Origin of the sequence: Ruegeria lacuscaerulensis, from assembly GCF_013034745.1 — a bacterium.
GTDB classification, from domain to species: domain Bacteria; phylum Pseudomonadota; class Alphaproteobacteria; order Rhodobacterales; family Rhodobacteraceae; genus Ruegeria; species Ruegeria lacuscaerulensis_B.
Map to the genome: position 1 here is coordinate 142,079 of NZ_WQGP01000002.1, position 21,689 is coordinate 163,767.

General features: G+C 59.9%; 22 protein-coding genes. 10 read left to right on the plus strand and 12 right to left on the minus strand.

Going from position 1 to position 21,689, the window contains the following annotated elements; translation table 11 throughout:
• Positions 1-3 precede the first annotated feature (3 nt).
• The gene (locus tag GOV79_RS04215) at positions 4-990 is read left to right on the plus strand and encodes a GlxA family transcriptional regulator (RefSeq protein ID WP_170788710.1); all 987 of its coding nucleotides are present in this window, start codon (positions 4-6) and stop codon (positions 988-990) included.
• An 88-nt stretch (positions 991-1,078) separates the two neighbouring features.
• On the opposite strand, the gene GOV79_RS04220 is transcribed toward GOV79_RS04215, so the two are convergent.
• From GOV79_RS04220 to GOV79_RS04230, 3 genes are read right to left on the minus strand one after another with little or no spacing between them, the layout of a single operon-like run.
• Positions 1,079-2,125, minus strand: a complete 1,047-nt coding sequence (locus tag GOV79_RS04220; protein ID WP_170788711.1) for an aldo/keto reductase — start codon at positions 2,123-2,125, stop codon at positions 1,079-1,081.
• Positions 2,126-2,157: 32 nt separating this feature from the next.
• The gene (locus GOV79_RS04225; RefSeq protein WP_170788712.1) at positions 2,158-2,616 is read right to left on the minus strand and encodes a DNA polymerase III subunit chi; all 459 of its coding nucleotides are present in this window, start codon (positions 2,614-2,616) and stop codon (positions 2,158-2,160) included.
• A gap of 4 nt (positions 2,617-2,620) precedes the next feature.
• On the minus strand, positions 2,621-4,087 hold the full coding sequence (locus GOV79_RS04230; protein ID WP_170788713.1) for a leucyl aminopeptidase: 1,467 nt from the start codon (positions 4,085-4,087) through the stop codon (positions 2,621-2,623).
• Positions 4,088-4,318: 231 nt separating this feature from the next.
• Here GOV79_RS04230 and lptG point away from each other — a divergent pair, with 231 nt between their 5' ends.
• The 5 genes from lptG to rsmA all read left to right on the plus strand — a co-directional run bounded on the left by lptG (position 4,319) and on the right by rsmA (position 10,711).
• A complete protein-coding gene (lptG, locus tag GOV79_RS04235; protein WP_170788714.1) occupies positions 4,319-5,419 on the plus strand; it encodes an LPS export ABC transporter permease LptG in 1,101 nt (366 codons plus the stop codon).
• Complete coding sequence (locus GOV79_RS04240) at positions 5,419-7,581, plus strand: LPS-assembly protein LptD (protein ID WP_170788715.1); 2,163 nt, start codon at positions 5,419-5,421, stop codon at positions 7,579-7,581. Before lptG ends, GOV79_RS04240 begins: the two co-directional genes overlap by 1 nt.
• Positions 7,572-8,825 carry a peptidylprolyl isomerase gene (locus GOV79_RS04245; protein ID WP_170774430.1) on the plus strand — a complete coding sequence of 418 codons (1,254 nt, stop codon included), beginning with the start codon at positions 7,572-7,574 and terminating at the stop codon, positions 8,823-8,825. The genes GOV79_RS04240 and GOV79_RS04245 overlap by 10 nt, the downstream gene beginning before the upstream one ends.
• Entirely contained in the window at positions 8,822-9,787 is a 966-nt protein-coding gene (pdxA, locus tag GOV79_RS04250) for a 4-hydroxythreonine-4-phosphate dehydrogenase PdxA (RefSeq protein WP_170788716.1), read from the plus strand. The genes GOV79_RS04245 and pdxA overlap by 4 nt, the downstream gene beginning before the upstream one ends.
• 81 nt (positions 9,788-9,868) lie before the next feature.
• Positions 9,869-10,711: a 16S rRNA (adenine(1518)-N(6)/adenine(1519)-N(6))-dimethyltransferase RsmA gene (rsmA, locus tag GOV79_RS04255; protein WP_170788717.1), complete on the plus strand. Its 843-nt coding sequence runs from the start codon at positions 9,869-9,871 to the stop codon at positions 10,709-10,711.
• 55 nt (positions 10,712-10,766) lie between these two features.
• On the opposite strand, the gene GOV79_RS04260 is transcribed toward rsmA, so the two are convergent.
• From GOV79_RS04260 to prfA, 3 genes are all read right to left on the minus strand, one after another.
• Positions 10,767-11,342: a DUF4167 domain-containing protein gene (locus GOV79_RS04260; protein WP_170788718.1), complete on the minus strand. Its 576-nt coding sequence runs from the start codon at positions 11,340-11,342 to the stop codon at positions 10,767-10,769.
• Positions 11,343-11,579: 237 nt separating this feature from the next.
• Positions 11,580-12,425 carry a peptide chain release factor N(5)-glutamine methyltransferase gene (prmC, locus tag GOV79_RS04265; protein WP_170788719.1) on the minus strand — a complete coding sequence of 282 codons (846 nt, stop codon included), beginning with the start codon at positions 12,423-12,425 and terminating at the stop codon, positions 11,580-11,582.
• The gene (gene prfA, locus GOV79_RS04270) at positions 12,422-13,477 is read right to left on the minus strand and encodes a peptide chain release factor 1 (RefSeq protein WP_170788720.1); all 1,056 of its coding nucleotides are present in this window, start codon (positions 13,475-13,477) and stop codon (positions 12,422-12,424) included. The genes prmC and prfA overlap by 4 nt, the downstream gene beginning before the upstream one ends.
• A gap of 63 nt (positions 13,478-13,540) precedes the next feature.
• Here prfA and GOV79_RS04275 point away from each other — a divergent pair, with 63 nt between their 5' ends.
• Positions 13,541-13,828 carry a hypothetical protein gene (locus tag GOV79_RS04275; protein ID WP_170774443.1) on the plus strand — a complete coding sequence of 96 codons (288 nt, stop codon included), beginning with the start codon at positions 13,541-13,543 and terminating at the stop codon, positions 13,826-13,828.
• Here the strand turns inward: GOV79_RS04275 and GOV79_RS04280 are convergent.
• From GOV79_RS04280 to GOV79_RS04295, 4 genes are all read right to left on the minus strand, one after another.
• Positions 13,769-14,176, minus strand: coding sequence for a DUF1499 domain-containing protein (locus GOV79_RS04280; RefSeq protein WP_170788721.1), 408 nt, complete (start codon positions 14,174-14,176; stop codon positions 13,769-13,771). The two genes, GOV79_RS04275 and GOV79_RS04280, sit on opposite strands and share 60 nt — an antisense overlap.
• A gap of 66 nt (positions 14,177-14,242) precedes the next feature.
• Positions 14,243-15,190: an agmatinase gene (speB, locus tag GOV79_RS04285; RefSeq protein WP_170788722.1), complete on the minus strand. Its 948-nt coding sequence runs from the start codon at positions 15,188-15,190 to the stop codon at positions 14,243-14,245.
• Between the two features lie 63 nt (positions 15,191-15,253).
• Complete coding sequence (gene speB, locus GOV79_RS04290; RefSeq protein ID WP_170788723.1) at positions 15,254-16,219, minus strand: agmatinase; 966 nt, start codon at positions 16,217-16,219, stop codon at positions 15,254-15,256.
• Between the two features lie 12 nt (positions 16,220-16,231).
• Positions 16,232-17,395, minus strand: a complete 1,164-nt coding sequence (locus GOV79_RS04295) for a M20 aminoacylase family protein (protein WP_170774451.1) — start codon at positions 17,393-17,395, stop codon at positions 16,232-16,234.
• Between the two features lie 66 nt (positions 17,396-17,461).
• Between GOV79_RS04295 and mazG the strand changes: the two genes are divergently transcribed.
• From mazG to GOV79_RS04310, 3 genes are all read left to right on the plus strand, one after another.
• Positions 17,462-18,319, plus strand: coding sequence for a nucleoside triphosphate pyrophosphohydrolase (mazG, locus tag GOV79_RS04300; protein WP_170788984.1), 858 nt, complete (start codon positions 17,462-17,464; stop codon positions 18,317-18,319).
• Positions 18,320-18,382: 63 nt separating this feature from the next.
• Positions 18,383-19,321 carry a nucleoside hydrolase gene (locus GOV79_RS04305; protein ID WP_170774454.1) on the plus strand — a complete coding sequence of 313 codons (939 nt, stop codon included), beginning with the start codon at positions 18,383-18,385 and terminating at the stop codon, positions 19,319-19,321.
• Positions 19,318-19,767 (plus strand): GNAT family N-acetyltransferase, encoded by a 450-nt coding sequence (locus tag GOV79_RS04310; protein ID WP_170788724.1) that lies wholly within the window; start codon positions 19,318-19,320, stop codon positions 19,765-19,767. Before GOV79_RS04305 ends, GOV79_RS04310 begins: the two co-directional genes overlap by 4 nt.
• Positions 19,768-19,802: 35 nt before the next feature.
• On the opposite strand, the gene GOV79_RS04315 is transcribed toward GOV79_RS04310, so the two are convergent.
• Positions 19,803-19,970, minus strand: a complete 168-nt coding sequence (locus GOV79_RS04315) for a hypothetical protein (protein ID WP_170788725.1) — start codon at positions 19,968-19,970, stop codon at positions 19,803-19,805.
• 324 nt (positions 19,971-20,294) lie between these two features.
• A complete protein-coding gene (gene eno / locus GOV79_RS04320; RefSeq protein ID WP_170788726.1) occupies positions 20,295-21,572 on the minus strand; it encodes a phosphopyruvate hydratase in 1,278 nt (425 codons plus the stop codon).
• Positions 21,573-21,689: the final 117 nt, after the last annotated feature.

A 21,689-nucleotide genomic window follows, 5' to 3' on the forward strand; every position in this document is an offset into this window, starting at 1 on the left:
TTGATGAAATCCGCAAAAAACATCCTCCAACCCGAACATCGCGCCCTGAAAACGGCTGTGCTGGTGCTGGACGACTGCAACACGCTTAGTTTTGCATCCGCTGTAGACCCCATGCGCGCAGCCAACCGTCTGGCCGATCGCCCCGCCTTTGACTGGGATTATGTCACTGCCACGCCTGAGCCCGCGATGCTGACCAGCGCACTGACCGTACCGGGTATCCCGCTGGCGCGCCTGCAAAGCTGCGACCTGATGATCGTGGTCGCAGGCTTCCAACTGGCGCGCCACGCAACCCCCAGTCTGTTGGCTGGACTACGCCGGATCGCAAACACCGGCGCCACAATGGCAGGCATCGACGGAGGCCCCTGGCTACTGGCCGAAGCAGGCCTGCTGGACGGCCACGCCGCAACAACCCATTGGGAAGATCTGGATAATTTCGCAGCCCGTTTCCCCGAAGTCGACGTCCGCCCCGACCGGTTCGCTGTCTCGCAAAACCGCCTCACCTCAGGCGGCGCAATCCCAGCGGTCGAAATGATGCTGCATATCATCGCCGCCCGCCACGGCGCAGGCTTCGCCGCACGCGTCTCGGGCCTATTCCTCTATGACGGCGCGCCCGACCCCAGCAAACCGCAAAGCCGCACCGGCGCCCCACACCGCCACACAGCGCTGACGGCCAAAGCCAACAGCCTGATGCAATCCGCGCTGGATGACCCCCTGCCGCTGACCAACATAGCCGAGACACTGGGTACCAGCCCCCGCACCCTGCAACAGCAATTCCGCCTGCGCCTGAACACCACGCCGCAAGACCACTACCTGCAACTGCGCCTGGCCGAGGCCCGCCGTCTGGTCACAGATACTGACATGCCGCTGATGGACGTAGCACTAGCCACAGGCTTTGCCTCGCAATCAAGCTTCGCCCGCGCCTTCCGCACGGCCCACGGCCTGTCGGCCCGTGACCTAAGACAAGAACGCGCGCACCCCACCCATCACTGACCGGATCCGCTTTCATCTGGCCAAAAATATCCCGGGGGAGACGCCCGTAAAGGGCGGCGGGGGCAGAGCCCCCGACCCACCGCGAAACCTAGTACGGCATCGGAAAGGCACGATGGGCCGCGGTGATCTCGCTCAAAACTTCCGAGGACAACTCAAGATCCTTACCCGCAAGGATACGTTCCAGTTGCTTGACCGTCGTGGCCCCGAATATTGCCGACAACATGAACTTCCGTGTCTGGCACCATGCTAGCGACATCTGGACCGGGTCCAGCCCATGCCGATCTGCAATATCAAGATAGGCCGCAACCGCGTCAAACACACGATCTGACTTGCGCCCACCCATCTCGGCATTGATCGACATGCGCGATCCGTCGGGCACCGCACCGCCCTGATACTTACCAGTCAGGAACCCCGCAGCCAAAGGTGAGAACGCCATCAATCCCACATCCTCATGCACGCTCAACTCGGCCATATCGGTATCGAAATGCCGACAAAGCAGTGAATACTCATTCTGAACCGAAGCCACCCGTGGCCCCGCCCCTGCCTCAGCCAAGCGTAACCATTGCGCGGTGCCCCAAGCGCTTTCGTTGGACAGGCCAAAGGCGCGGATATTGCCCTTGTTCACCTGCACCTGCAGCGCCTCCAGACACTCCTGCATGTTGGCCAGCACTTCGTCGGTGTTGTCACCTGCCGGCGCAAAGGTCCAATTCTGGCGGAACATGTAGCTGCCCCGGTTTGGCCAGTGAAATTGGTAAAGGTCGATGCAGTCCGTCTTCAACCGCCGCAGGGATCCCTCGACCGCCTCTGGAATGGTTTGGGCAGAGATTGGAGACCCGTTCCGCGCATGCGTAAACCCTGCTCCTGAATGTTTGGTCGCCAGCACATAGTCACTGCGGCGCGACGGGTTTGCCGCGTTCCAGTTCCCCAAGATCTCTTCGGTGCGCCCCACCGTTTCGGCCGAGATCGGGTTAACCGGATACATCTCGGCTGCGTCGACGAAATTGATCCCGGCCTCCAACGCCATATCCATCTGAATGTGGGCGTCCGCCTCGGATGTCTGGGTTCCGAATGTCATGGTCCCAAGACATAGATCGGTCACCATGATGCCGGTGCGGCCCAAAGGCTTCATTTCCATTTATCACTCTCCTGAAATCTGTACGGCAGGGCCTAAGCCTCGGCCTTCTTCTCCCATCGACCCGAAGCCTCGGACCAGTATTGCGCCGAACAACCTGCGTCAGTCAGTGCTTTCCACTGCCCCCGCGCGTGCTGCACCGCCTGTTCATCATTGCCGTCGAACAGGATGCATACCCGCTCCAACGCGTTCACTTCGTCCGGGGCAACAGCGGCACCGTCAACGGCCATCACACAAGCCGGATCGTTGCCAGCCTGCGGGCCGGTGGTCAGCAAGATGGGCTGATCCGCGTCATGCGGACCTCCCGCAAGACCATGCGGCAGGAACCCATCCTCGGGCCCCAGCCACAGTTTTTCATCCAGCCAGTCCATCCGTGCGGGATCAGTGCCCCGCACGGCAATCCGCCACCCGGCCTGACGCGCCTTGTCCAGCAACGCCGGCAAAGTGTGCTCCAGCGGGCGTTGGGTCAGGTGGTAGAAATAGACAGCCCCCATCCGATTACTCGAAATTGTCCTGCACGAACCGGCTCAGCGCCCGCACGCCCCATCCTGTTGCCCCTTTGGGCGCATAGGACGTCTCGGACGCGACCGAGGCCACACCGGCGATATCCAAGTGAATCCACGGCGTTTCTTCTTTCACGAAACGCTGCAGGAACTGCGCCGCCGTGATCGAGCCCGCAGGCCGTCCGCCCACGTTCTTCATATCCGCGATGCGCGACTTCAGCATCTCGTCATATTTCGGGCCAAGCGGCATCCGCCACGCGCCCTCATCCTCGGCCTTGGCGGATTTCAGGAAGGCTTCGCAGAACGTATCATTGTTCGAGAAGACGCCTGCATTCTCATGCCCCAGACCGATGATGATCGCACCGGTTAAGGTCGCCAGATCGACCATGCCCACCGGGCTGAAGCGTTCTTGCGCGTACCACATCACGTCGCACAGGACCAAACGGCCCTCGGCATCGGTGTTGATGATCTCGACTGTATCGCCCTTCATGGACTTGACGACATCGCCCGGACGCGTGGCATTGCCCGAGGGCATGTTCTCGACTAGCCCAACTAGGCCGACCACGTTGGCCTTGGCCTTGCGCTTGGCCAGCGCGCGCATGGTGCCAGCGACAACGCCTGCGCCGCCCATATCCATGGTCATGTCTTCCATGCCACCCGCAGGTTTCAACGAAATCCCGCCGGTATCGAACACAACGCCTTTGCCCACCAGTGCCAGCGGAGCATCGCCCTTGTCGCCACCGTTCCACTGCATCACCACAACCTTCGAGGGGCTAACCGAGCCCTGCCCGACGCTCAGCAATGTGCGCATCCCCAGTTCTTCGAGCTTGTCCTCTTCCAGAACCTCGACCTCAAGGCCCAGTTCCTGCATTTCGACCAAGCGATCGGCGAATTCGGTGGTGGTCAGAACGTTTGCAGGCTCATTGGTCAAGTCGCGCGTCATCCGCACGCCGTCGGCAATGGCGTAGAGCGGCGCAAATGCCACCTCGACCTCATCGGGTTTTTGATGCGCGATCGTGACCGGAGCGGCCGCGTCGGCATCTTTTGTCTTGTGCGCATCGAAATCATAGCTGCGAAGGGCGATACCAAGGGCCAGTTCCTCGGTCCTAATCTGGTTCGCCGCCATGACCAATAGCGCTTTGCCGCCTGCCAGTTTGGCCAGCGCAACACCGCCCTTGCGGGCCTCGGCCGGATCAGGACGGCGGGGCAGAATCAGGATGTCCAGTGCCTCAGCCACCATTCCTCCGGGCCAAGCCAGCGTGATCACGTCACCGCTTTTCACCTTGCCGAAGCGTTCGCTTTCCACCAGTCGTGCGACGGCTCCACGGGTCAGACGATTGGCACGCCGTGCTGCTGGGCCCATCTTACCATCGTCCGTGATGATTATCGCCACGCGCCCCTCGGCCTGTGCCATTACGTCGATGTCGAAAGACTGAAACTGGATCGGGATAAGACTGCTCATGGCGAACTCCTGAAAATCTGTTTCCCAAGACCTAGCCCGCGCTGCCCGGCTTGACCAGATAGCAGTTTTCCCCGACAGGCATTTGCAGTACAGTCGCGAAAAAATTCCGGCAGGTTGGTGGGAGAGTGCAGTGGTAAGACGGGGCAGGCATATGCCGTCGCATATAAGCGCGGCCCGCGGTGTGTCCGACCCGTTGCCTCCCACAAATATTGGTCCGGCAGGATGGGTGCTATGATCCTCGACCGCTACTTCGCCCGCCGCTTCATGCAGAGTTTTTTAGTCATCGGCGCGATTTTCCTGACCCTGCTGATTCTGATCGACCTGATCGAACAGGTGCGCCGCTTTGACGACGAAAACCTGTCCTTCGGACGGTTGCTGCATTTGACCCTGCTGAATACCCCCGCTGCCATCAGCGAGATGCTGCCCCTTTTGGTGATCCTGTCCACAATCGCGCTTTTTGTCGGTCTGGCCCGCAGTTCGGAGCTGGTGGTGACACGCGCCATCGGTCGGTCAGGCATTCGCGCGCTGCTCGCGCCCGCCACGCTGGCGCTGGTCATCGGCGCAGGAGCGGTCGCCCTGCTGAATCCCATTGCGGCTGCCACGTCCGAGGAATATCAACGCCTGTCCGACAGCTACCGCAACAACGGAAGTTCGGCCTTTTCGATCAGCAGCGAAGGCCTGTGGTTGCGACAGGGCTCGCGCAATGGACAATCGGTGATCCACGCGCGGGGCACCGCAAATGGGAACACTTTGGTCCTGAACGAGGTGACGATCATCACCTTTTCACCTGACGGGACACCGAACCAGCAGATCCAAGCAGACGCGGCTGAACTTAAGGACGGGAATTGGATCCTCAGCAACGCAAAGGTTTGGCCGTTGATCCAAGGCGTCAATCCTGAAACCAACGCGGCAGAGCATGAAAGGCTGGAGATTCCGACCTCGCTCACACGTCAGCGTATTCTGGATACATTGGGCGATCAGGGATCCGTGTCGGTCTATGACCTGCCAGAACTGATCCGCGATTTGGGTGAAGCGGGGTTTTCGACCAAACAATATGAGGTCTGGCTGCAAGTTCAGCTTGCCCGGCCCTTCTTTCTAGTGGCAATGGTCCTGATCGGGGCCGCCTTCACAATGCGCCATGTAAGGTTCGGAGGCACCGGGATCGCCGTACTGTCGGCGGTTTTGCTGGGGTTCGCCATCTACTTCGTAAGAAACTTTGCCCAAATTCTGGGAGAAAACGGACAATTGCCTATCTTCGTCGCGGCCTGGGCTCCGCCATTTGCAGCCATTCTTTTGTCGCTCGGCCTCCTTTTACACGCGGAGGACGGCTGATGCGTCTTTTCGCGCGTTTATTGTTGTCTGGTGCCGTCGCGCTCACACTGCCCGTAGCTGCGACAGCGCAAGCACAGCCCACAGCCGCCCCAGTGCAGGATCAGGAGCAACAGGATGAACCGGCGTTGCTGGTGGCCGACAAGATCTTTATCACCCCCGACCGCGTTCTGGTGGCTGAGGGCAATGTCGAGGCGTTTCAGGGCGACGCCAAAGTCACCGCCAACCGGATCACGTATAACCGCGACACCGGCGAGCTGAATCTGGAAGGCCCCGTGCGCATTGATCAGGCCGGGACAACCACGATTCTGGCGGATTCGGCCACGTTGGACAGCGGCATCCAAAACGGCCTGCTGATAGGTGCGCGGATGGTGTTCGAACAGCAGGTGCAGATCGCATCCGTTCAGGCCAAACGTGCGGGCGGACGGTATACGCAGTTCGACAAGGTCTCGGCCACATCCTGTCATATTTGTTCGGACGGCAGGCCGCCTCTTTGGCAGATCCGGGCGCGGAAAGTCACGCATGACCAGCTGGAGCGGCAACTATACTTCGAAGGCGCACAGTTCAGGATTCTGGACCTGCCTGTCTTCTACTTCCCTTATCTGCGCCTTCCCGATCCGACGCTGGACCGCGCCACGGGGTTTCTGGTGCCGTCGATCCGCACGACGTCGCAGCTTGGGACCGGAGTTCAGGTTCCCTATTTCTTCAAGTTGGGTGATCACCGGGATCTGACGCTGACGCCTTATATCTCGCCCGAAACCAAAACGCTGGGCTACCGTTATCGGCAAGCGTTCAAGCGGGGGCGGATCGAAATTGATGGCGCGTATACACGTGACGATCTGGAACCCGGTGAGGATCGCGGGTTCTTATTTGCAAACGGATATTTTGGGCTTAACGACGGATATCTGCTCAGTTTCAACCTGCAAACCACGTCGGACGACGCGTATCTGGCCGATTATGGCCTGCCCGAATTCGACCGCCTGCGCAGTGAAATTGCATTGGAACGGTACGAGCGCGATACCGCATTCCGCACCAGCTTTATCCACTTCAAAACCCTGCGCGACAGTGAAGATCAGGATGAAATCCCATCGCGCATCTTCGATCTGTTCTACGAGAAACGCCTGTTTCCCAAATCGGTCGGAGGCGAAGTTCGGCTAGGCGTCGAGACCCACGCGCATGAGCGCACCAGCGACGAAGACGTGCTGGGCCGCGACGTCGCACGGGCGACATTCGATGCGGAATGGCTTCGCAGCTGGACTTTTGCATCCGGGCTGCGTGCCGACGCGCAACTGGGTGCGTCTGTGGACACATTCAACATTCGCCACGACAGCAATTTTCCCGATCAGGTGACGCGCACCACGCCGCGCGCCGCGCTGACCCTGCGCTATCCGATGGCACGCCGCGAACAAAGCGGGGCAACACAGGTGCTGGAGCCGATTGCGCAGGTCGGTTGGACCCAGGTTTCGACCAATGATGTGCCGCTGGATGAAAGCACCTTTCAGGAATTCGACCAAGGGAACCTTTTGTCCCTGTCGCGCTTTCCCGCACCCGACAGGCGCGAGGATGGGGTCACGGGCGTATTCGGGCTCAACTGGTCCCGATATGCGGGCAATGGTCGCCGTGCGTTGGTTACAGTCGGGCAGGTCTATCGCGCAGATGCAGACCCCGAGTTCAACCTGACCTCGGGCTTGCAGGGAACCTCGTCCGATCTGTTGCTGGCCGGGCAGCTGCAAACCGCCAATGGTTGGTCCCTCGCGGGGCGCGGTCTGTTGAACGGCGATTTCAGCTTCGCCAAGGCCGAGATGCGCGCGGCCTGGCAAAGGGAAACCGTTGGGATCGTAGGAAGTTACGTCTGGCAAGAACCCGACCCGGATGAAAATATCGACGACGAGATATCGGAAATACGTTTGGACGGGCGCTATACAATCGACCAAAACTGGCTGACCCAGGCCCTCGCCCGATATGATATTAGTGAATCCGAGCCGATCCGATACGGGCTTGGCGTCACCTACCGCAACGAATGCGTACAAGTTAACATGAGTGTCAGCAGGCGCTTTACTTCGTCATCAAGTATTGAGCCTTCGACAGAATTCGGCTTTACCGTAGCTTTGACGGGATATTCCGTTGAAGGCAGTGGCCAACAGTTCAAGAGAAGATGCAGTTGATTCCAGGTTTCTCAAGTTTCCTTCGTTCCGGTTGGCTTAAACCGGTTGCTCCGGTTTTGACCGCGCTTGTCCTTGCTTTCGTCGCTCCGCAAACGCAGGCCCAAAGCCTGTTCTCGCCTGCAATCAAGGTCAATCAAGATATCGTCACCTGGTACGAACTGGATCAACGCCAGCAATTCCTGACCGTTCTGGGCGCGCCGGGCGCATCAGACGAAGAAGTCCGCCAGGCCCTTATTGATGACCGTCTACGCCGACAGGTCATGCGTCAGGCCGGAATCTCGGCCAACCCCGAGGCCGTTCAACTGGGCATTGACGAGTTCGCAGCACGCGGCCAGCTTTCCAGCGATGAATTCCTGCAACTCCTTGCTGATGCCGGGGTATCACGTGAAACCGTACGTGATTTTATCGCCGACCAACTCTCGTGGCGTGATTTCATCAGCGCCCGGTTTATCTCGCAAGCGCGCCCGACCGAGGATGAGATTAACCGTGCCCTGGGCCAATCGGGCAGCGGCGGCCTTCAGGTTTTGCTCTCCGAAATCATCATCCCCGTGACACCGCAGACTCTGCCGCAAGTGCAATTGTTGGCCGACGAAATCGCTCTGGTTGAAGGGTTCGATGCCTTTTCAGCGGCGGCAACGCAATATTCGGCCGCTGGCACCCGCACCAATGGCGGTCAATTGGACTGGTTGAACCTGACCGAGCTTCCGCCCGCTTTGCAGCCGGTTATTCTTGGGTTGAAGACCGGTGACATCACCCAACCCATATCCCTGTCCAACGCCGTCGCACTGTTTCAGATGCGGGGCATCCGGGAAAGCGCAACAGCCGCGCCACAGTACTCCAAGGTCGATTACGCAATCTACAATCTGCCAGGCGGACGCAGCCCGGCAACCCTCGCGCGCGCAGCCGAATTACGTGAAGAGGTCGATACCTGCGACGATCTCTACGGTATCGCACAGGATCAGCCCCCAGAAGTTCTGGAACGGATTGAGGCCGCACCAGCCGAGATTCCGCGCGATATAGCGCTGGAACTGGCCAAGCTGGACCTCAACGAGGTATCCACCACCCTGACCAGCAACAATGGTCAGACACTGCGCTTCCTGATGCTGTGCACGCGCACACTGGACCGTGGAGAAGAAACATCGCGGGCAGACGTCGCCAACGCCCTGACGCAGCAGCGCCTGCAAGCCTTTTCCGAAAGCCTTCTGGAGCAGCTGCGCGCCGACGCCACGATCGTCGAGCAATGACAGCCCCTATCGCGCTAAGCTGCGGTGATCCGGCCGGTATCGGCCCGGAAATCGCAGCAAAAGCTTGGGCCGAGCTGCGCGACACCTGCCCGTTCTTCTTCATCGGAGACGCAGCGCATTTGCCGGGCGGGACCCCGACCGCAAAAATTTCGGATCCGGCCGAGGCAATGAAACTTAGCACCACGGCCCTGCCCGTCCTACAGCTCGACTTTCCCGAATCCGCTCTTCCCGGCCGCCCTGCCTCCGCCAACGCGCCAGGTGTCATTGATGCAATCGAGTTTGGCGTATCCCTGGTCCAATCCGGTGCGGCCTCCGCGCTGTGTACGGCACCGATCCACAAAAAGGCACTGATCGACGGCGCCGGTTTCGCCTATCCCGGCCATACCGAGTTTCTGGCGGCGCTTTCTGGTTGCAAACGGGTGGTGATGATGCTGGCCAGCGACCAGCTTCGTGTGGTGCCCGCAACGATCCACATTCCGCTGTCCCGCGTCCCGGCGGAACTGACCCCTGACCTCCTGCAAGACACGATCGAGATCACCGCGCATGGCCTACGCACCCAATTCGGTATCCCGAACCCTCGCATCGCCATCGCGGGCCTCAACCCTCACGCAGGCGAAGGCGGCAAAATGGGACATGAGGAACTGGATTGGATCGGCCCCCTGATCGAAAGGCTGCCTACCTATGACTACACGGTCACCGGCCCCCACCCGGCCGACACCATGTTTCACGCCGCCGCCCGCACCCGCTATGACGCAGCTATCGCGATGTATCACGACCAAGCGCTGATACCGATCAAGACGCTGGACTTCGACCGCGGCGTGAACGTGACACTGGGACTACCCTTCATCCGCACCTCACCCGACCACGGCACCGCCATGGACATCGCCGGGCAAGGCATCGCCAACCCCTCCAGCCTGATCGAGGCCCTGAAGCTCGCTCAACGCATGGCGCAAAGCACTTGACCCTTCACCTGGCTGAAAATATCCCCGCCGGAGGCAAAAAAACTGGCGCACCGCCTCAACCCGCGCCACGGTAACCGGATCATGAGCGCCATCGACACCCTTCCCCCACTGCGCGAAGTCATCGCTGCACACCAGCTTTCGGCCCGCAAATCTCTGGGCCAGAATTTTCTGCTGGATCTGAACCTAACTGCCAAGATCGCCCGTCAGGCCGGTGATTTGACTACATGTGACGTACTGGAAATCGGCCCCGGTCCCGGCGGCCTGACCCGTGGGCTTCTGTCCGAAGGCGCCCGTAAAGTCGTCGCCGTCGAAAAAGACACCCGCTGCATCGCCGCTCTCAACGAGATCGCAACCGCCTATCCGGGCCGGCTTGAGGTCATTAACGGCGATGCGCTTGAAATCAATCCGCTCGCCCACCTGACGCCCCCCATTCGCATTGCCGCGAACCTGCCCTACAATGTGGGCACCGAATTGCTGGTGCGCTGGCTGACCCCGCCAGAATGGCCCCCGTTCTGGCAAAGCCTCACCCTTATGTTCCAACGCGAAGTGGCCGAGCGGATCGTCGCCCAACCCGGCAGCAAAGCATATGGCCGCCTTGCCATCCTTGCGCAATGGCGGGCCGAGGCAAGGATCGCCATGTCCCTGCCGCCGGGTGCCTTTACGCCACCCCCAAAAGTTTCCAGCGCGGTGGTCCACCTGACCGCCCTGCCCGAGCCTCGTTTTCCGGCAGATGCAGCCACCCTGTCCCGCGTTGTCGCGGCAGCCTTCAACCAGCGGCGCAAAATGCTGCGCGCCTCGTTGAAAGGCGTCGCCCCCGATATCGAAGACAGGTTGCGCGCTGCTGGCATAGAACCCACCGAAAGGGCCGAACAGGTCCCGTTGGAAGCCTTCTGCGCTCTGGCTCGTGCAGTGAAGCAGCCCTAAGAAACAAAAAAACCTCGGGTCGAAACCCGAGGCCTAACTTTGCTATTCAAACCGATTACTCAGCCGCCTCCGGGGCGTCTCCCTTGTCGGCAGCGGGTTCTTCCGCTGCGGGCGCGGCCTTGGGCTTGCGCGCACGTGGCTTGCGTGCCGGTTTTTCTTTCTTCTCAGGTGTGGCGTCGCCGCCTTTGCTTTCGGGTGTCTCCACCAGACCGGATTCAGGTGCCGCATCTTCGGGCGCGAACCCCATCACATCAGGCTGCGGAGCCTCTGCCGGGTCGGCTTGACGGGCGGCTTCACGTTCCTGACGCTCGGCGCGCTCGCGGTCACGTTCGGCCTGGCGTTCGCGGTTCTGACGCTCTTGCTCTTCGCGGCGGGCTTCCATCTCGCGTTGGGCTTCGCTCAGCAGGCGCAGGTAATGCTCGGCATGTTGCTGGAAATTCTCGGCGGCCACACGGTCATTGGACAGCTGCGCATCGCGGGCAAGTTGGTTGTACTTGTCAATGATCTGCTGGGGCGTGCCGCGCACTTTGCCTTCCGGCCCCGAGCTGTCAAAGACCCGGTTTACAACGTTGCCGCCAGAAGGACGATTGCGGTTATTCTTGGCCCGCGAGCGGGATTTGGAAGATCTCATCTACTTTCGTCAGCCTTGTCTTACGATGTCGATCACCTCGCGACGTACACTGCTCAAAGGCTTTAGCTGTGACGCGATGTCGACTTTTTGGGCTTGGCGTCAGGGGCGCGCTGTAACGGCGTCAACCTCGCTGACTATTCCTGAGTAAACATGTCCGGCAGGTTCAGACAAGGGGTTTGTCCCATTTTTCGCTGCTTTTTTACATCAATCGGCAGAAATCGGCCTCAGAACGTGTCGTCATTGCGGCATTCTGGCGAAAACGACGCGATCGCGCCCATCCAGATCAGGAATAACGCGCGTCTCAGACAAACCTGCCGCATCAAAAAGCGCCGCCACGGCAGTGCCCTGCGTCGGGCCAATTTCCACCAGCAACCGCCCGCCCGGTAATAGAAAATCAGGCACACCGGCGGCGATGCGTCTATACGCCCCAAGCCCATCCCCTTCGTCGGTCAGAGCCATGCGCGGTTCATGCTCGCGCACTTCCGGGGACAGCGCCTCCATTTCGGACAGCGAAATATACGGGGGATTCGAGACAATAAGATCGAATTCACCCTCAATGTTTCCAAACCAATCGGATTGAAGAACCTCCACCCGGTCTTGTACCTGATGCTGCACGGCATTCGCACTGGTTTGCAGGCAGGCCGATTCACTCAGATCAACGCCAACGCCCGACGCGCTGGTGCGTTCAGCCAGCAAAGTGATCAGAATACAGCCCGAACCTGTGCCCAAGTCCAGAACGTGATCGAACGGCTCGCTCAAGGCGGCTTCGATCAGGGTCTCTGTCTCGGGACGCGGGTCCAGCACATCGCGACTGACCCGGAACCTACGGCCATAGAACTCACGCTCGCCCAGCAGATGCGACACCGGGACACGAATGGCCCGCAGCGCGATCAGTTGATCATAGCGTTCGGCGATTTCCGGAGCCAATTCCTCTGGCGCAATCAGGGTGACACGGCTGGCCTCGATCCGGGCGGCATGGGCAAGCAGAACACGTGCATCGCGCGCCGGATCATCGACGCCCGCCGCGCGCAGCCGAGCCGTCGCGGCAACCATCGCCATAGCCGCTGTCTGCGGCCCGTTCATTGTGCCATCTCGGCCAGCAAACGCGCCTGATCGTCAGCGGTGAGCGCGTCGATGATTTCGTCCAAGTCGCCCTGCATCACCTGATCCAACTTATAAAGCGTCAGGTTGATGCGGTGATCCGTCATGCGGCCCTGCGGGAAGTTATAGGTCCTGATCCGCTCAGAGCGGTCCCCGGACCCCACCTGACTGGCCCGATCGGCTGAGCGTTCACTGTCGATCCGCTGGCGCTCCAAGTCATAGAGGCGCGTTTTCAGCACCTGCATAGCAATCTCGCGGTTGCGGTGTTGGGATTTCTCGGAACTGGTCACAACCAGCCCGGTCGGAAGGTGGGTAATGCGCACCGCCGAGTCGGTAGTGTTCACATGCTGCCCCCCCGCGCCCGAGCTGCGCATGGTGTCGATACGGATGTCATTGGCGTCGACCTGAATGTCCACATCCTCAGCCTCGGGCAAAACGGCCACGGTGGCTGCCGAGGTATGAATCCGGCCTCCGCTTTCGGTTTCGGGCACGCGCTGCACCCGGTGCACGCCGGATTCGTACTTCATCCGGGCAAAGACGTTCTCGCCCTTGATATGGGCCACCACCTCTTTGATGCCACCCAGATCGGAGGCCTGTTCTTCGATGATCTCAAACCGCCAGCCGCGCGCCTCGGCGTAACGCTGATACATGCGCAACAGATCGCCTGCGAACAATGCGGCCTCGTCCCCACCCGTGCCCGGTCGGATTTCCAGCATCGCTGGGCGTGCGTCGGCCTCGTCTCGGGGCAACAGCGCCAATTGCAGCGCATGTTCTGCTTGCGGGATACGGGCCCGAAGATCAGGAATTTCCTCTTCGGCCAGTTCCTTCATGTCGGGGTCGGCCAGCATTGCCTCGGCCTCGGCCAAATCGGCCCGCAGCTGCCGCCAGGCCATGATCTGATCAACCACGGGCTTGAGATCCGAATACTCCTTGGCCAAGGCCGCAATATCTCCACCCGAGGCACCATCGGACATGGCCGCTTCGAGGTATTGGAATCGCTGGGTTATCTGCTCAAGGCGTTCTTCGGGGATCATCTGGGCGGTGTCCCCTAATATGCCGCTTTGGTCAAGGGCCGAGCTTGTGCTAAGATAGCCGACATGAAGGGGTTGGTTTTCGTTTTATCGCTGTTTGCGGTGCCTGCCATGGCGGATTACGTCGGGCCGGACGGCAAGGTGCGCGACTGCTATTGCACAGACAAATCAGGTGCACGCGTGGATTTGGGTGAGATGATCTGCTTGCAGGTCGATGGCCGCATGTTCATGGCACAGTGTCAGATGTCGCTGAACGTGCCAATGTGGCGCGAGGTGTCCGAGGGGTGTTTGTCCTCAGGGTTGGAGCGCAGCAAGCCACTCATCAACTCGGTCTCGGTTTACCCCAAAATCTGATCGCCCAAAGCGCAGGCGTGCATGGATGCGTAGGGTATCGCCGTCTTGCTGGACCGTGGTGTAGTCGGGAAAGCCGATCACTTTGCTGCGGGTAATGTAGGTGATCATCCCCTCATCCACTGACCCGGCCAACACGGTAGTGCGCGGCGTGGCCTGCGCGATGTCGTCCAGTCGGGCAAGACCTTCCGGCCCGGTTTCAACGATGCGAATGACGCCGCCTTGCATATCCGTATCCGCCGTTGCAGTCAGCGGCATATGCCATTGGGCAGGGTCAGAGGGTGCGAGACGGATATAAACCCCCAGAGCCACAACAGCCCCGACTAGCACCCAAACGACCATCTTCTTCATCCTGAACCTCGTGTTTCCGCAGAACCTATTTGGTTCTTAGCGCCCGGCAAGGCACCAAGCGCCCCCTTACCGTGACGTCACGCTAGGCAGGATGCATAGCAGTTCGAAAAGCAGGTTTGCCGCCGTCAGCGCCGTCGTCCCCGCAGGGTCATAGGGCGGAGACACCTCGACCAGATCGCAGCCCACCACGTTCACCCCACTCAATGCTTGAAGCAATTGCAGAGCTTGCGGCGTGGTCAATCCGGCGATCTCAGGCGTACCGGTGCCGGGCGCAAAGGCCGGATCAAGGCTGTCGATATCATAGGTGATATAGGTCGGATGCTCTCCGATCTCATTGCGAATTTGCGCGCCGATTACCGTCAGGTTCTGCTGCCACAACTCCCACGCGGGGAATTGCTTGAAACCCCAGCCCTTGGCCTGGGTGAAATCTGACGCCGCATAGCCCGAGCCGCGAATGCCGATCTGAAAGGTCTTGTCGGGGACGATCAGGCCCTCTTCATAGGCGCGGCGAAAGACGGTGCCATGGGTTTCACGCTCGCCAAACATCTCGTCATTCACGTCGGCGTGCGCATCCACATGCACCAGCGCCACAGGCCCGTGCTTGGCCGCGATCGCCCGCAGGATTGGCAGGGTGATCGAATGATCGCCGCCCATCGCAACTGGCGTCACCCCCTGCGCCAGAATGGCGTCATAGCTTTCCTTGATGATCTTCAGGCTTTCTGCCAGTGAAAACGTGTTGATCGCAAGATCGCCAATATCGGCGATTTGAAGGCTGTCAAAGGGCGCGGCAAAACTGGCCATGTTACAGGGCCGTATCATCGCACTTTCGGCGCGGATCTGTTTTGGCCCGAACCGCGTGCCCGACCGCCACGAGGTGCCGATATCCATCGGAATGCCCAGCACGGCCACATCCAGCCCCGCCAGAGACTCCGCCTGCGGAAGGCGCATGAACGTGTTCGGCCCCGAAAACCGCGCCAGATCATTGCCGCTGAGGGGTTGGTTAAACTGTGTCATGCCCGTATCTCTCCCGTCCGACCTTTTGGCTAAGGTGATACCGGAAAGATGGCTAACCAATGGTTAAGGCTGCAGTTTGTTCCATCCCAAGAGACAAATAATCTGCGTTGCCACATGGGCACCGGCGATCGCCGTCGCGCCCGAGGTATCAAAAGGCGGAGAGACCTCGACTACATCGCCGCCCTTGATGTTGATCCCGGCAATGTCACGCAAGATGATCTGCGCCTGAATAGAACTCAGACCACCCCAGACTGGTGTACCGGTGCCGGGCGCAAATGCCGGGTCCAAACCGTCGATGTCGAAGCTCAGGTAAACGGGGCTATTGCCCATGATCTCTTTGATCTTTTGCGCCACGGCAGCGGGGCCGGATTCGTAGACCTCACGCGCGTCGATGATGTTGACGCCCAGCGTGTCCTCGTTGGTGGTGCGGATACCCACCTGAACGGATCGCTTGGGGTCCACGATCCCCGACTTTACCGCCTTGTAAAACATCGTCCCGTGATCCACGCGGGTCATATCGTCATCGGCCCATGTGTCCGTATGCGCATCGAATTGCAGCAGCGACATGGGCCCGTATTTCTCGGCATAGGCTTTCAGGATCGGGAAACTGATATAGTGATCCCCGCCCAAAGTGACCGAGGCCACATCGGCGGCAAGAATGGTGCGGATATGATCCGTCAGCGTGTCGGGAAAGGCTGGGATATTGGCATAGTCATAGGCCATGTCGCCATAGTCTACGATGGCCAACTCGCTGAGTGCATCAAAGGGCCAGCCATAGGGCGCGTCGGGCGATTGCAGCGCGCTGGCCTCGCGGATTGCGCGCGGGCCCAGCCTGGTGCCGGGGCGGTTCGTCACCGCCTGATCGAACGGAACGCCGGTCACGGCGATGTCCACCCCTTTCAGGTCCTTGGTGTATAGCCGCCGCAGAAACGACGTCGCTCCACCAAAGGTATTCTCGAACGACAGCCCCTTGAGGTCGGGGTTGGTGAATGCCTCATCCACCTGAGTTTTTGCGTCTTCCAGTCCCATGTCTTTCCCTTATCAGCCCAGTGGCTGTGCCTTTTCGACGATCCGCGCAAAGAAGGATGCCCCGATGGGCGCGATCTCATCGTTGAAGTTGTATTTCGGATGGTGCAGCCCGGCGCCATCACCCTGCCCCACAAACAGATAGGCACCGGGGCGCGATTGTAGCATGAATGAGAAATCCTCGGCCCCCATCATCGGCGGAACCTCGGTCAGCACGCGCTCATCCCCCGAGATATCGCGCGCCACATCGGCGGCGAATTCAGCCTTGGCGGCGTCGTTGATCGTGGCGGGGTAATTGACCTCATAATCCAGCCGAGCTTCGACCCCGTACGACTGCGCCTGACCCTGCACGATCTGCGCCATTCGATCCATCACCATCTTCTGTACATTCGGATCAAAGGTGCGCACGGTACCGTTGATATAGGCAGTATCAGGGATCACGTTGTTCACCGAACCGGTATGGATCTGAGTGACCGAGACCACCAGATCGTCCAGCGCATAGTTGTTGCGACTGACAATGGTCTGAATCGCCTGCGCAATCCCGCAGGCTGCCATCACAGGATCGCGGGTTTCATGCGGCATCGCCCCGTGGCCGCCGACACCTTGAATATGAACTTCAAACGTGTCCACCGCAGCCATGATCGGACCGGTATTGGTCTGAAACATCCCCTCGGGCACGCCCGGCGCATTATGCAGGGCGTAGACCTGAGAGATGTCGAACCGCTCCATGATGCCTTCCTCGACCATGACGCCCGCGCCGCCGCCATCCTCTTCGGCGGGTTGAAAGATCAGGGCCACGCGGCCCGAAAAATTCCGCGTCTCGGCCAGATAGCGCGCCGCGCCCAGCAGCATTGTCGTATGTCCGTCGTGACCGCAGGCGTGCATATTCCCCGGCTTGGTCGAGGCATAGTCCACCCCGGTTTCCTCAGGGATCGGCAGCGCATCCATATCAGCGCGCAGACCGATGGTAGGCCCTTCGCCCTGCCCGTTGATAATGGCGACGATGCCGGTGGTGGCGATCCCCTCGTGAATCTCGTCCACACCGAATTCACGCAGACGCTCGGCCACGAAAGCTGCCGTTTCATGGCATTCGAATTTCAGTTCAGGGATCGTATGCAGGTGCTGCCGCCACGCGGTCATATCGGCGGTATAATCGGCAATTCGGTTGACGACGGGCATCTGGGGTGGACTCCTGTTGCGGTCTGCGGAATGGATGCATCTGACACCGGAACGAAAGGGTTCGCAATGGCCGAAAATCCTCTGATCCACGATAAAGACGCAGGCATCGAACGTCTGCTGGAGATCATGCGCCGCCTGCGCGACCCGCAGACTGGCTGTCCGTGGGACATCGAACAGGATTTCGCCACCATCGCTCCCTACACGATCGAAGAAGCCTATGAGGTCGCTGATGCTATCGAACGCGAGGCTTATGGCGAGCTGAAGGGAGAGTTGGGCGACCTGCTGTTCCAATCGGTCTTTCACGCACAAATGGCTGAAGAAGCTGGGCATTTCACCTTTCAGGACGTGGTCCGCACCATGTCCGACAAGATGGTTGCGCGTCACCCACATGTGTTCGGTGACGAATCCCGCGACAAGTCTGCCGAACAGCAGACGCTGGATTGGGAAACGATCAAGGCAGCGGAACGTGCAGGTAAGGAACAGAAAGGCGCGCTAGACGGTGTGGCCGCGAACCTGCCTGCCCTGCTGCGCGCGCACAAGCTGCAAAAACGCGCCGCGCGCGTGGGGTTCGACTGGCCCAACGCCAGCCATGTGTTGGCCAAGATCACCGAAGAGGCCGCCGAACTGGAAGAGGCCCGCGACAGCATGGATGCCGACGCGCTCGAAGATGAATTCGGCGATCTGCTGTTCGTGATCGTCAATCTGGGCCGTCATCTGGGAATCGAGCCTGAGGCCGCTCTGCGCCGCACCAACGCCAAGTTCACCCGCCGCTTTGAACAGGTCGAATCCCGCCTGGCCGAACGCGGTAAAACACCCAGCCAAAGCGATCTGGCCGAGATGGATGCCCTGTGGGACGAGGTGAAAACCGAGGAGCATCGCGCCAATGGCAAACTCCCGCCGGTGGATGTCGCCACGGGGGTCTGAAACCGCTGGACAAGTGCTTTGACACTTGCGAGTGTCCGCCCTTCACCACCCCCGGAGACACCCATGCCGCGCAAAATCATTATCGACACCGACCCCGGTCAGGACGACGCCGTTGCCATCCTGTTGGCGCTGGCCAGCCCGGATGAAATCGACTTGCTGGGCGTAACAGCCGTCGCCGGGAACGTGCCGCTGGAGCTAACCGCCAAGAACGCGCGCATCGTCTGCGAACTGGCCGGCCACACGGACGTGCCGGTTTATGCAGGCTGTGATCGGCCGCTGAACCGCCCTTTGGTCACAGCAGAACATGTGCACGGCAAAACCGGACTGGACGGTCCCGTTCTGCCCGATCCGCAAATGCCGTTGGCCCAAGGGCACGCGGTCGATTTCATCATCGACACCCTGCGCGCGCATGAGCCGGGTACGGTGACTCTATGCCCTCTGGGGCCGCTCACCAATATTGCGACGGCTTTCACCAAGGCCCCCGATATCGTTGACCGGGTACAGGAAATCGTGCTGATGGGTGGGGCGTACTTTGAGGTCGGCAACATCACTCCGGCAGCGGAATTCAATATCTATGTCGACCCTGAAGCCGCTGATATCGTGTTCAAATCCGGCGCGCACATCGTTGTCATGCCACTGGACGTGACCCATGACGCGCTGGTCACGCCACACCGCAACGACGCATTCCGCGCGCTGGACAGCAAGGTCGGACACGCAGTGGCCGAGATGACTGATTTCTTCGAACGGTTCGACAAGGAAAAATACGGATCGGAGGGCGCACCCCTGCACGATCCCTGCGTCACCGCCTATCTGATCCGGCCTGAGCTGTTCTCGGGCCGTCACATCAATGTCGAGATCGAGACCCAGTCCGAGCTGACACTGGGCATGACCGTTGCCGATTGGTGGCGCGTCACAGATCGCCCGGCAAACGCCATGTTCATGGGCAGCGTCGATGCACAAGGGTTCTTCGATCTGCTAACCGAACGGCTGGCTCGACTATGAGTGCTGCACTTAAACTCGCCCGGCCTGAGGATCTGGGCCGTCTGATGACCCTTGTCGCCGCCTTTCACGCCGAAGCGGGCATCGATCAGGACGCTGATCACCGGCGCAACGCGCTGGCACCGCTGCTGGACGGTATTCCCCATGGCTGCGTTTATTTGATCGGTCCGGCGCGTGCACCGCTTGGATACGCGGTTTTGACCTTTGGGTGGTCTGTCGAGTTCGGCGGAATGGACGCCTTTATCGACGAAATTTACATCCGCCCCGCCGTGCGGGGTCGCGGCATCGCCACCGAGGTGCTGCTGGACCTGCCCAAAGCCCTTGCCAGTGCCGGGCTGACCGCCCTGCACCTTGAGGTCGACCGCACCAATGAAACCGCGCAGAAGCTATATCTGCGCACCGGCTTCAAACCGCGCGATCGCTATGTATTGATGAGCAAGAAGCTCTGATAGCAGTCTTTTGTCAGCCCCCCAGCGACAGCACGTTAGCGCAACTCGCCGCTATACATATAGATGGGCGAATCCATGTCTTTGACGGGGTCGGTTGCCGAAACTGACTGCCCTGAAACCGGGTAAACACCTGGTGCCGAGCAGGCCGCCAGAAAAACAGTACTAATCACTGTTGCCGCAAGAAGGAATTTGGAACCAGTCATGGTATTCTCCTTTCGAGTAGTGACCTCAGGTTAGGGTTTGGCGGCCTCGCCCAAATAGGGAAAAGTTCACACAAAATTGCCTTTTTGTTGCCACAATGTTGGCAACTACCTGCAAACGTTGGACAAAAATTTTTCGAAAAATTGAAGATTCTTTACCTAACGTAACCTGCGCGCACTTTTCAGGCGACAGCACGAGGTTTTCAACGCGCATAAAGGGTGCGGATCGGACAATCCGCATAACCGATTCCCCACGAGTTCAGGGCGAGAGACGAAAAAGCCCGGCCTTCCAGCGAAGACCGGGCCTATTTGCGTTTTTTGGTACGATCAGCGTTTGAGGATCGAAGCCCCCGCATATTCTGCGACCTCACCTAGCGATTCCTCGATGCGGATCAGCTGGTTGTATTTGGCTAGCCGGTCCGACCGCGCGAGGCTGCCGGTTTTGATCTGACCGCAATTGGTCGCAACCGCCAGATCTGCAATGGTGGCGTCCTCGGTCTCGCCCGAACGGTGCGACATCACGTTGGTGTACCGCGCGCGGTGGGCCATATCGACAGCGCGCAGCGTCTCGGTCAGCGAACCGATCTGGTTCACTTTGACCAGCATCGAGTTCGCACAGCCGCGATCGATGCCTTCGGCCAGACGTTCAGGGTTGGTCACGAACAGGTCGTCACCCACCAATTGCACCTCGTTGCCGATGGCGTCGGTCAGAGCTTTCCAGCCGTCCCAGTCATCTTCGGACATGCCGTCTTCGATCGAGATGATCGGATAATCATTGACCAGCGCCGCCAGATAGGCCGCGTTTTCCTCGGACGTCAGTGTTGTGCCCTCGCCCGCCAGCACGTATTTGCCGTCTTTGTAGTATTCGGTCGCGGCGCAATCCAACGCCAGGTGGATTTCTTCGCCCGGTTTGTAGCCAGCCTTTTCGATGGATTTCAGGATGAAATCCAGCGCCTCGCGCGTGCTGGCAATGTTGGGGGCAAAGCCGCCTTCATCACCGACGCCGGTGGCCAGACCTGCGGCGGACAGTTCTTTCTTCAGGGTGTGGAACACCTCGGACCCCATGCGCACCGCCTCGCGGATATTCGCGGCCGAGGTCGGCATGATCATGAATTCCTGAATGTCGATAGGGTTGTCGGCATGTTCGCCGCCATTGATGATGTTCATCATCGGCACTGGCAGAACGCGGGCCGAGGTGCCACCCACATAGCGGTACAGAGGCTGGGTGGTAAAATCCGCCGCCGCTTTGGCTGCCGCCAAAGAGACACCCAAAATAGCGTTTGCGCCTAGACGACCTTTGTTTTCGGTCCCGTCCAGTTCGATCATCGCCTGGTCGATGGCGACCTGTTCAGTCGCGTCAAAACCCACAAGCTCCTCGGCAATCTCGCCGTTCACGGCAGCGACCGCTTCCAGCACGCCCTTACCCATGTAGCGCGCCTTGTCACCGTCACGCTTTTCTACCGCTTCATAGGCGCCGGTAGACGCGCCCGAGGGCACAGCCGCGCGGCCCATGGTGCCATCTTCCAGGATCACGTCCACCTCAACCGTCGGGTTGCCCCGGCTGTCCAGAATTTCGCGTGCGTGGATGTCGATAATCGTGCTCATGAGGCCCGTCCCTGTGGCTGCAATCCGTTGCACGCCTCATACCATCACCGGGCAAAAAGTAAACCGTTCATGTTAACGCTAACACATTGCGCAGCAGGTGTTTGCGCAAACCTGCGA

Excerpts from the sequence above, each read along its gene's own strand:
- GOV79_RS04305 (WP_170774454.1), top strand. The coding sequence starts at position 18,383 with ATGCCGCGCAAAATCATTATCGACACCGACCCCGGTCAGGACGACGCC.
- eno (WP_170788726.1), bottom strand. The coding sequence starts at position 21,572 with ATGAGCACGATTATCGACATCCACGCACGCGAAATTCTGGACAGCCGG.
- GOV79_RS04260 (WP_170788718.1), bottom strand. The coding sequence starts at position 11,342 with ATGAGATCTTCCAAATCCCGCTCGCGGGCCAAGAATAACCGCAATCGT.
- speB (WP_170788723.1), bottom strand. The coding sequence starts at position 16,219 with ATGGGACTGGAAGACGCAAAAACTCAGGTGGATGAGGCATTCACCAAC.
- GOV79_RS04275 (WP_170774443.1), top strand. The coding sequence starts at position 13,541 with ATGAAGGGGTTGGTTTTCGTTTTATCGCTGTTTGCGGTGCCTGCCATG.
- GOV79_RS04225 (WP_170788712.1), bottom strand. The coding sequence starts at position 2,616 with ATGGGGGCTGTCTATTTCTACCACCTGACCCAACGCCCGCTGGAGCAC.
- GOV79_RS04245 (WP_170774430.1), top strand. The coding sequence starts at position 7,572 with ATGCAGTTGATTCCAGGTTTCTCAAGTTTCCTTCGTTCCGGTTGGCTT.
- GOV79_RS04215 (WP_170788710.1), top strand. The coding sequence starts at position 4 with ATGAAATCCGCAAAAAACATCCTCCAACCCGAACATCGCGCCCTGAAA.
- GOV79_RS04230 (WP_170788713.1), bottom strand. The coding sequence starts at position 4,087 with ATGAGCAGTCTTATCCCGATCCAGTTTCAGTCTTTCGACATCGACGTA.
- mazG (WP_170788984.1), top strand. The coding sequence starts at position 17,462 with ATGGCCGAAAATCCTCTGATCCACGATAAAGACGCAGGCATCGAACGT.
- rsmA (WP_170788717.1), top strand. The coding sequence starts at position 9,869 with ATGAGCGCCATCGACACCCTTCCCCCACTGCGCGAAGTCATCGCTGCA.
- speB (WP_170788722.1), bottom strand. The coding sequence starts at position 15,190 with ATGACACAGTTTAACCAACCCCTCAGCGGCAATGATCTGGCGCGGTTT.
- prfA (WP_170788720.1), bottom strand. The coding sequence starts at position 13,477 with ATGATCCCCGAAGAACGCCTTGAGCAGATAACCCAGCGATTCCAATAC.
- GOV79_RS04295 (WP_170774451.1), bottom strand. The coding sequence starts at position 17,395 with ATGCCCGTCGTCAACCGAATTGCCGATTATACCGCCGATATGACCGCG.
- lptG (WP_170788714.1), top strand. The coding sequence starts at position 4,319 with ATGATCCTCGACCGCTACTTCGCCCGCCGCTTCATGCAGAGTTTTTTA.
- prmC (WP_170788719.1), bottom strand. The coding sequence starts at position 12,425 with ATGAACGGGCCGCAGACAGCGGCTATGGCGATGGTTGCCGCGACGGCT.
- GOV79_RS04220 (WP_170788711.1), bottom strand. The coding sequence starts at position 2,125 with ATGGAAATGAAGCCTTTGGGCCGCACCGGCATCATGGTGACCGATCTA.
- GOV79_RS04315 (WP_170788725.1), bottom strand. The coding sequence starts at position 19,970 with ATGACTGGTTCCAAATTCCTTCTTGCGGCAACAGTGATTAGTACTGTT.
- pdxA (WP_170788716.1), top strand. The coding sequence starts at position 8,822 with ATGACAGCCCCTATCGCGCTAAGCTGCGGTGATCCGGCCGGTATCGGC.
- GOV79_RS04280 (WP_170788721.1), bottom strand. The coding sequence starts at position 14,176 with ATGAAGAAGATGGTCGTTTGGGTGCTAGTCGGGGCTGTTGTGGCTCTG.
- GOV79_RS04310 (WP_170788724.1), top strand. The coding sequence starts at position 19,318 with ATGAGTGCTGCACTTAAACTCGCCCGGCCTGAGGATCTGGGCCGTCTG.
- GOV79_RS04240 (WP_170788715.1), top strand. The coding sequence starts at position 5,419 with ATGCGTCTTTTCGCGCGTTTATTGTTGTCTGGTGCCGTCGCGCTCACA.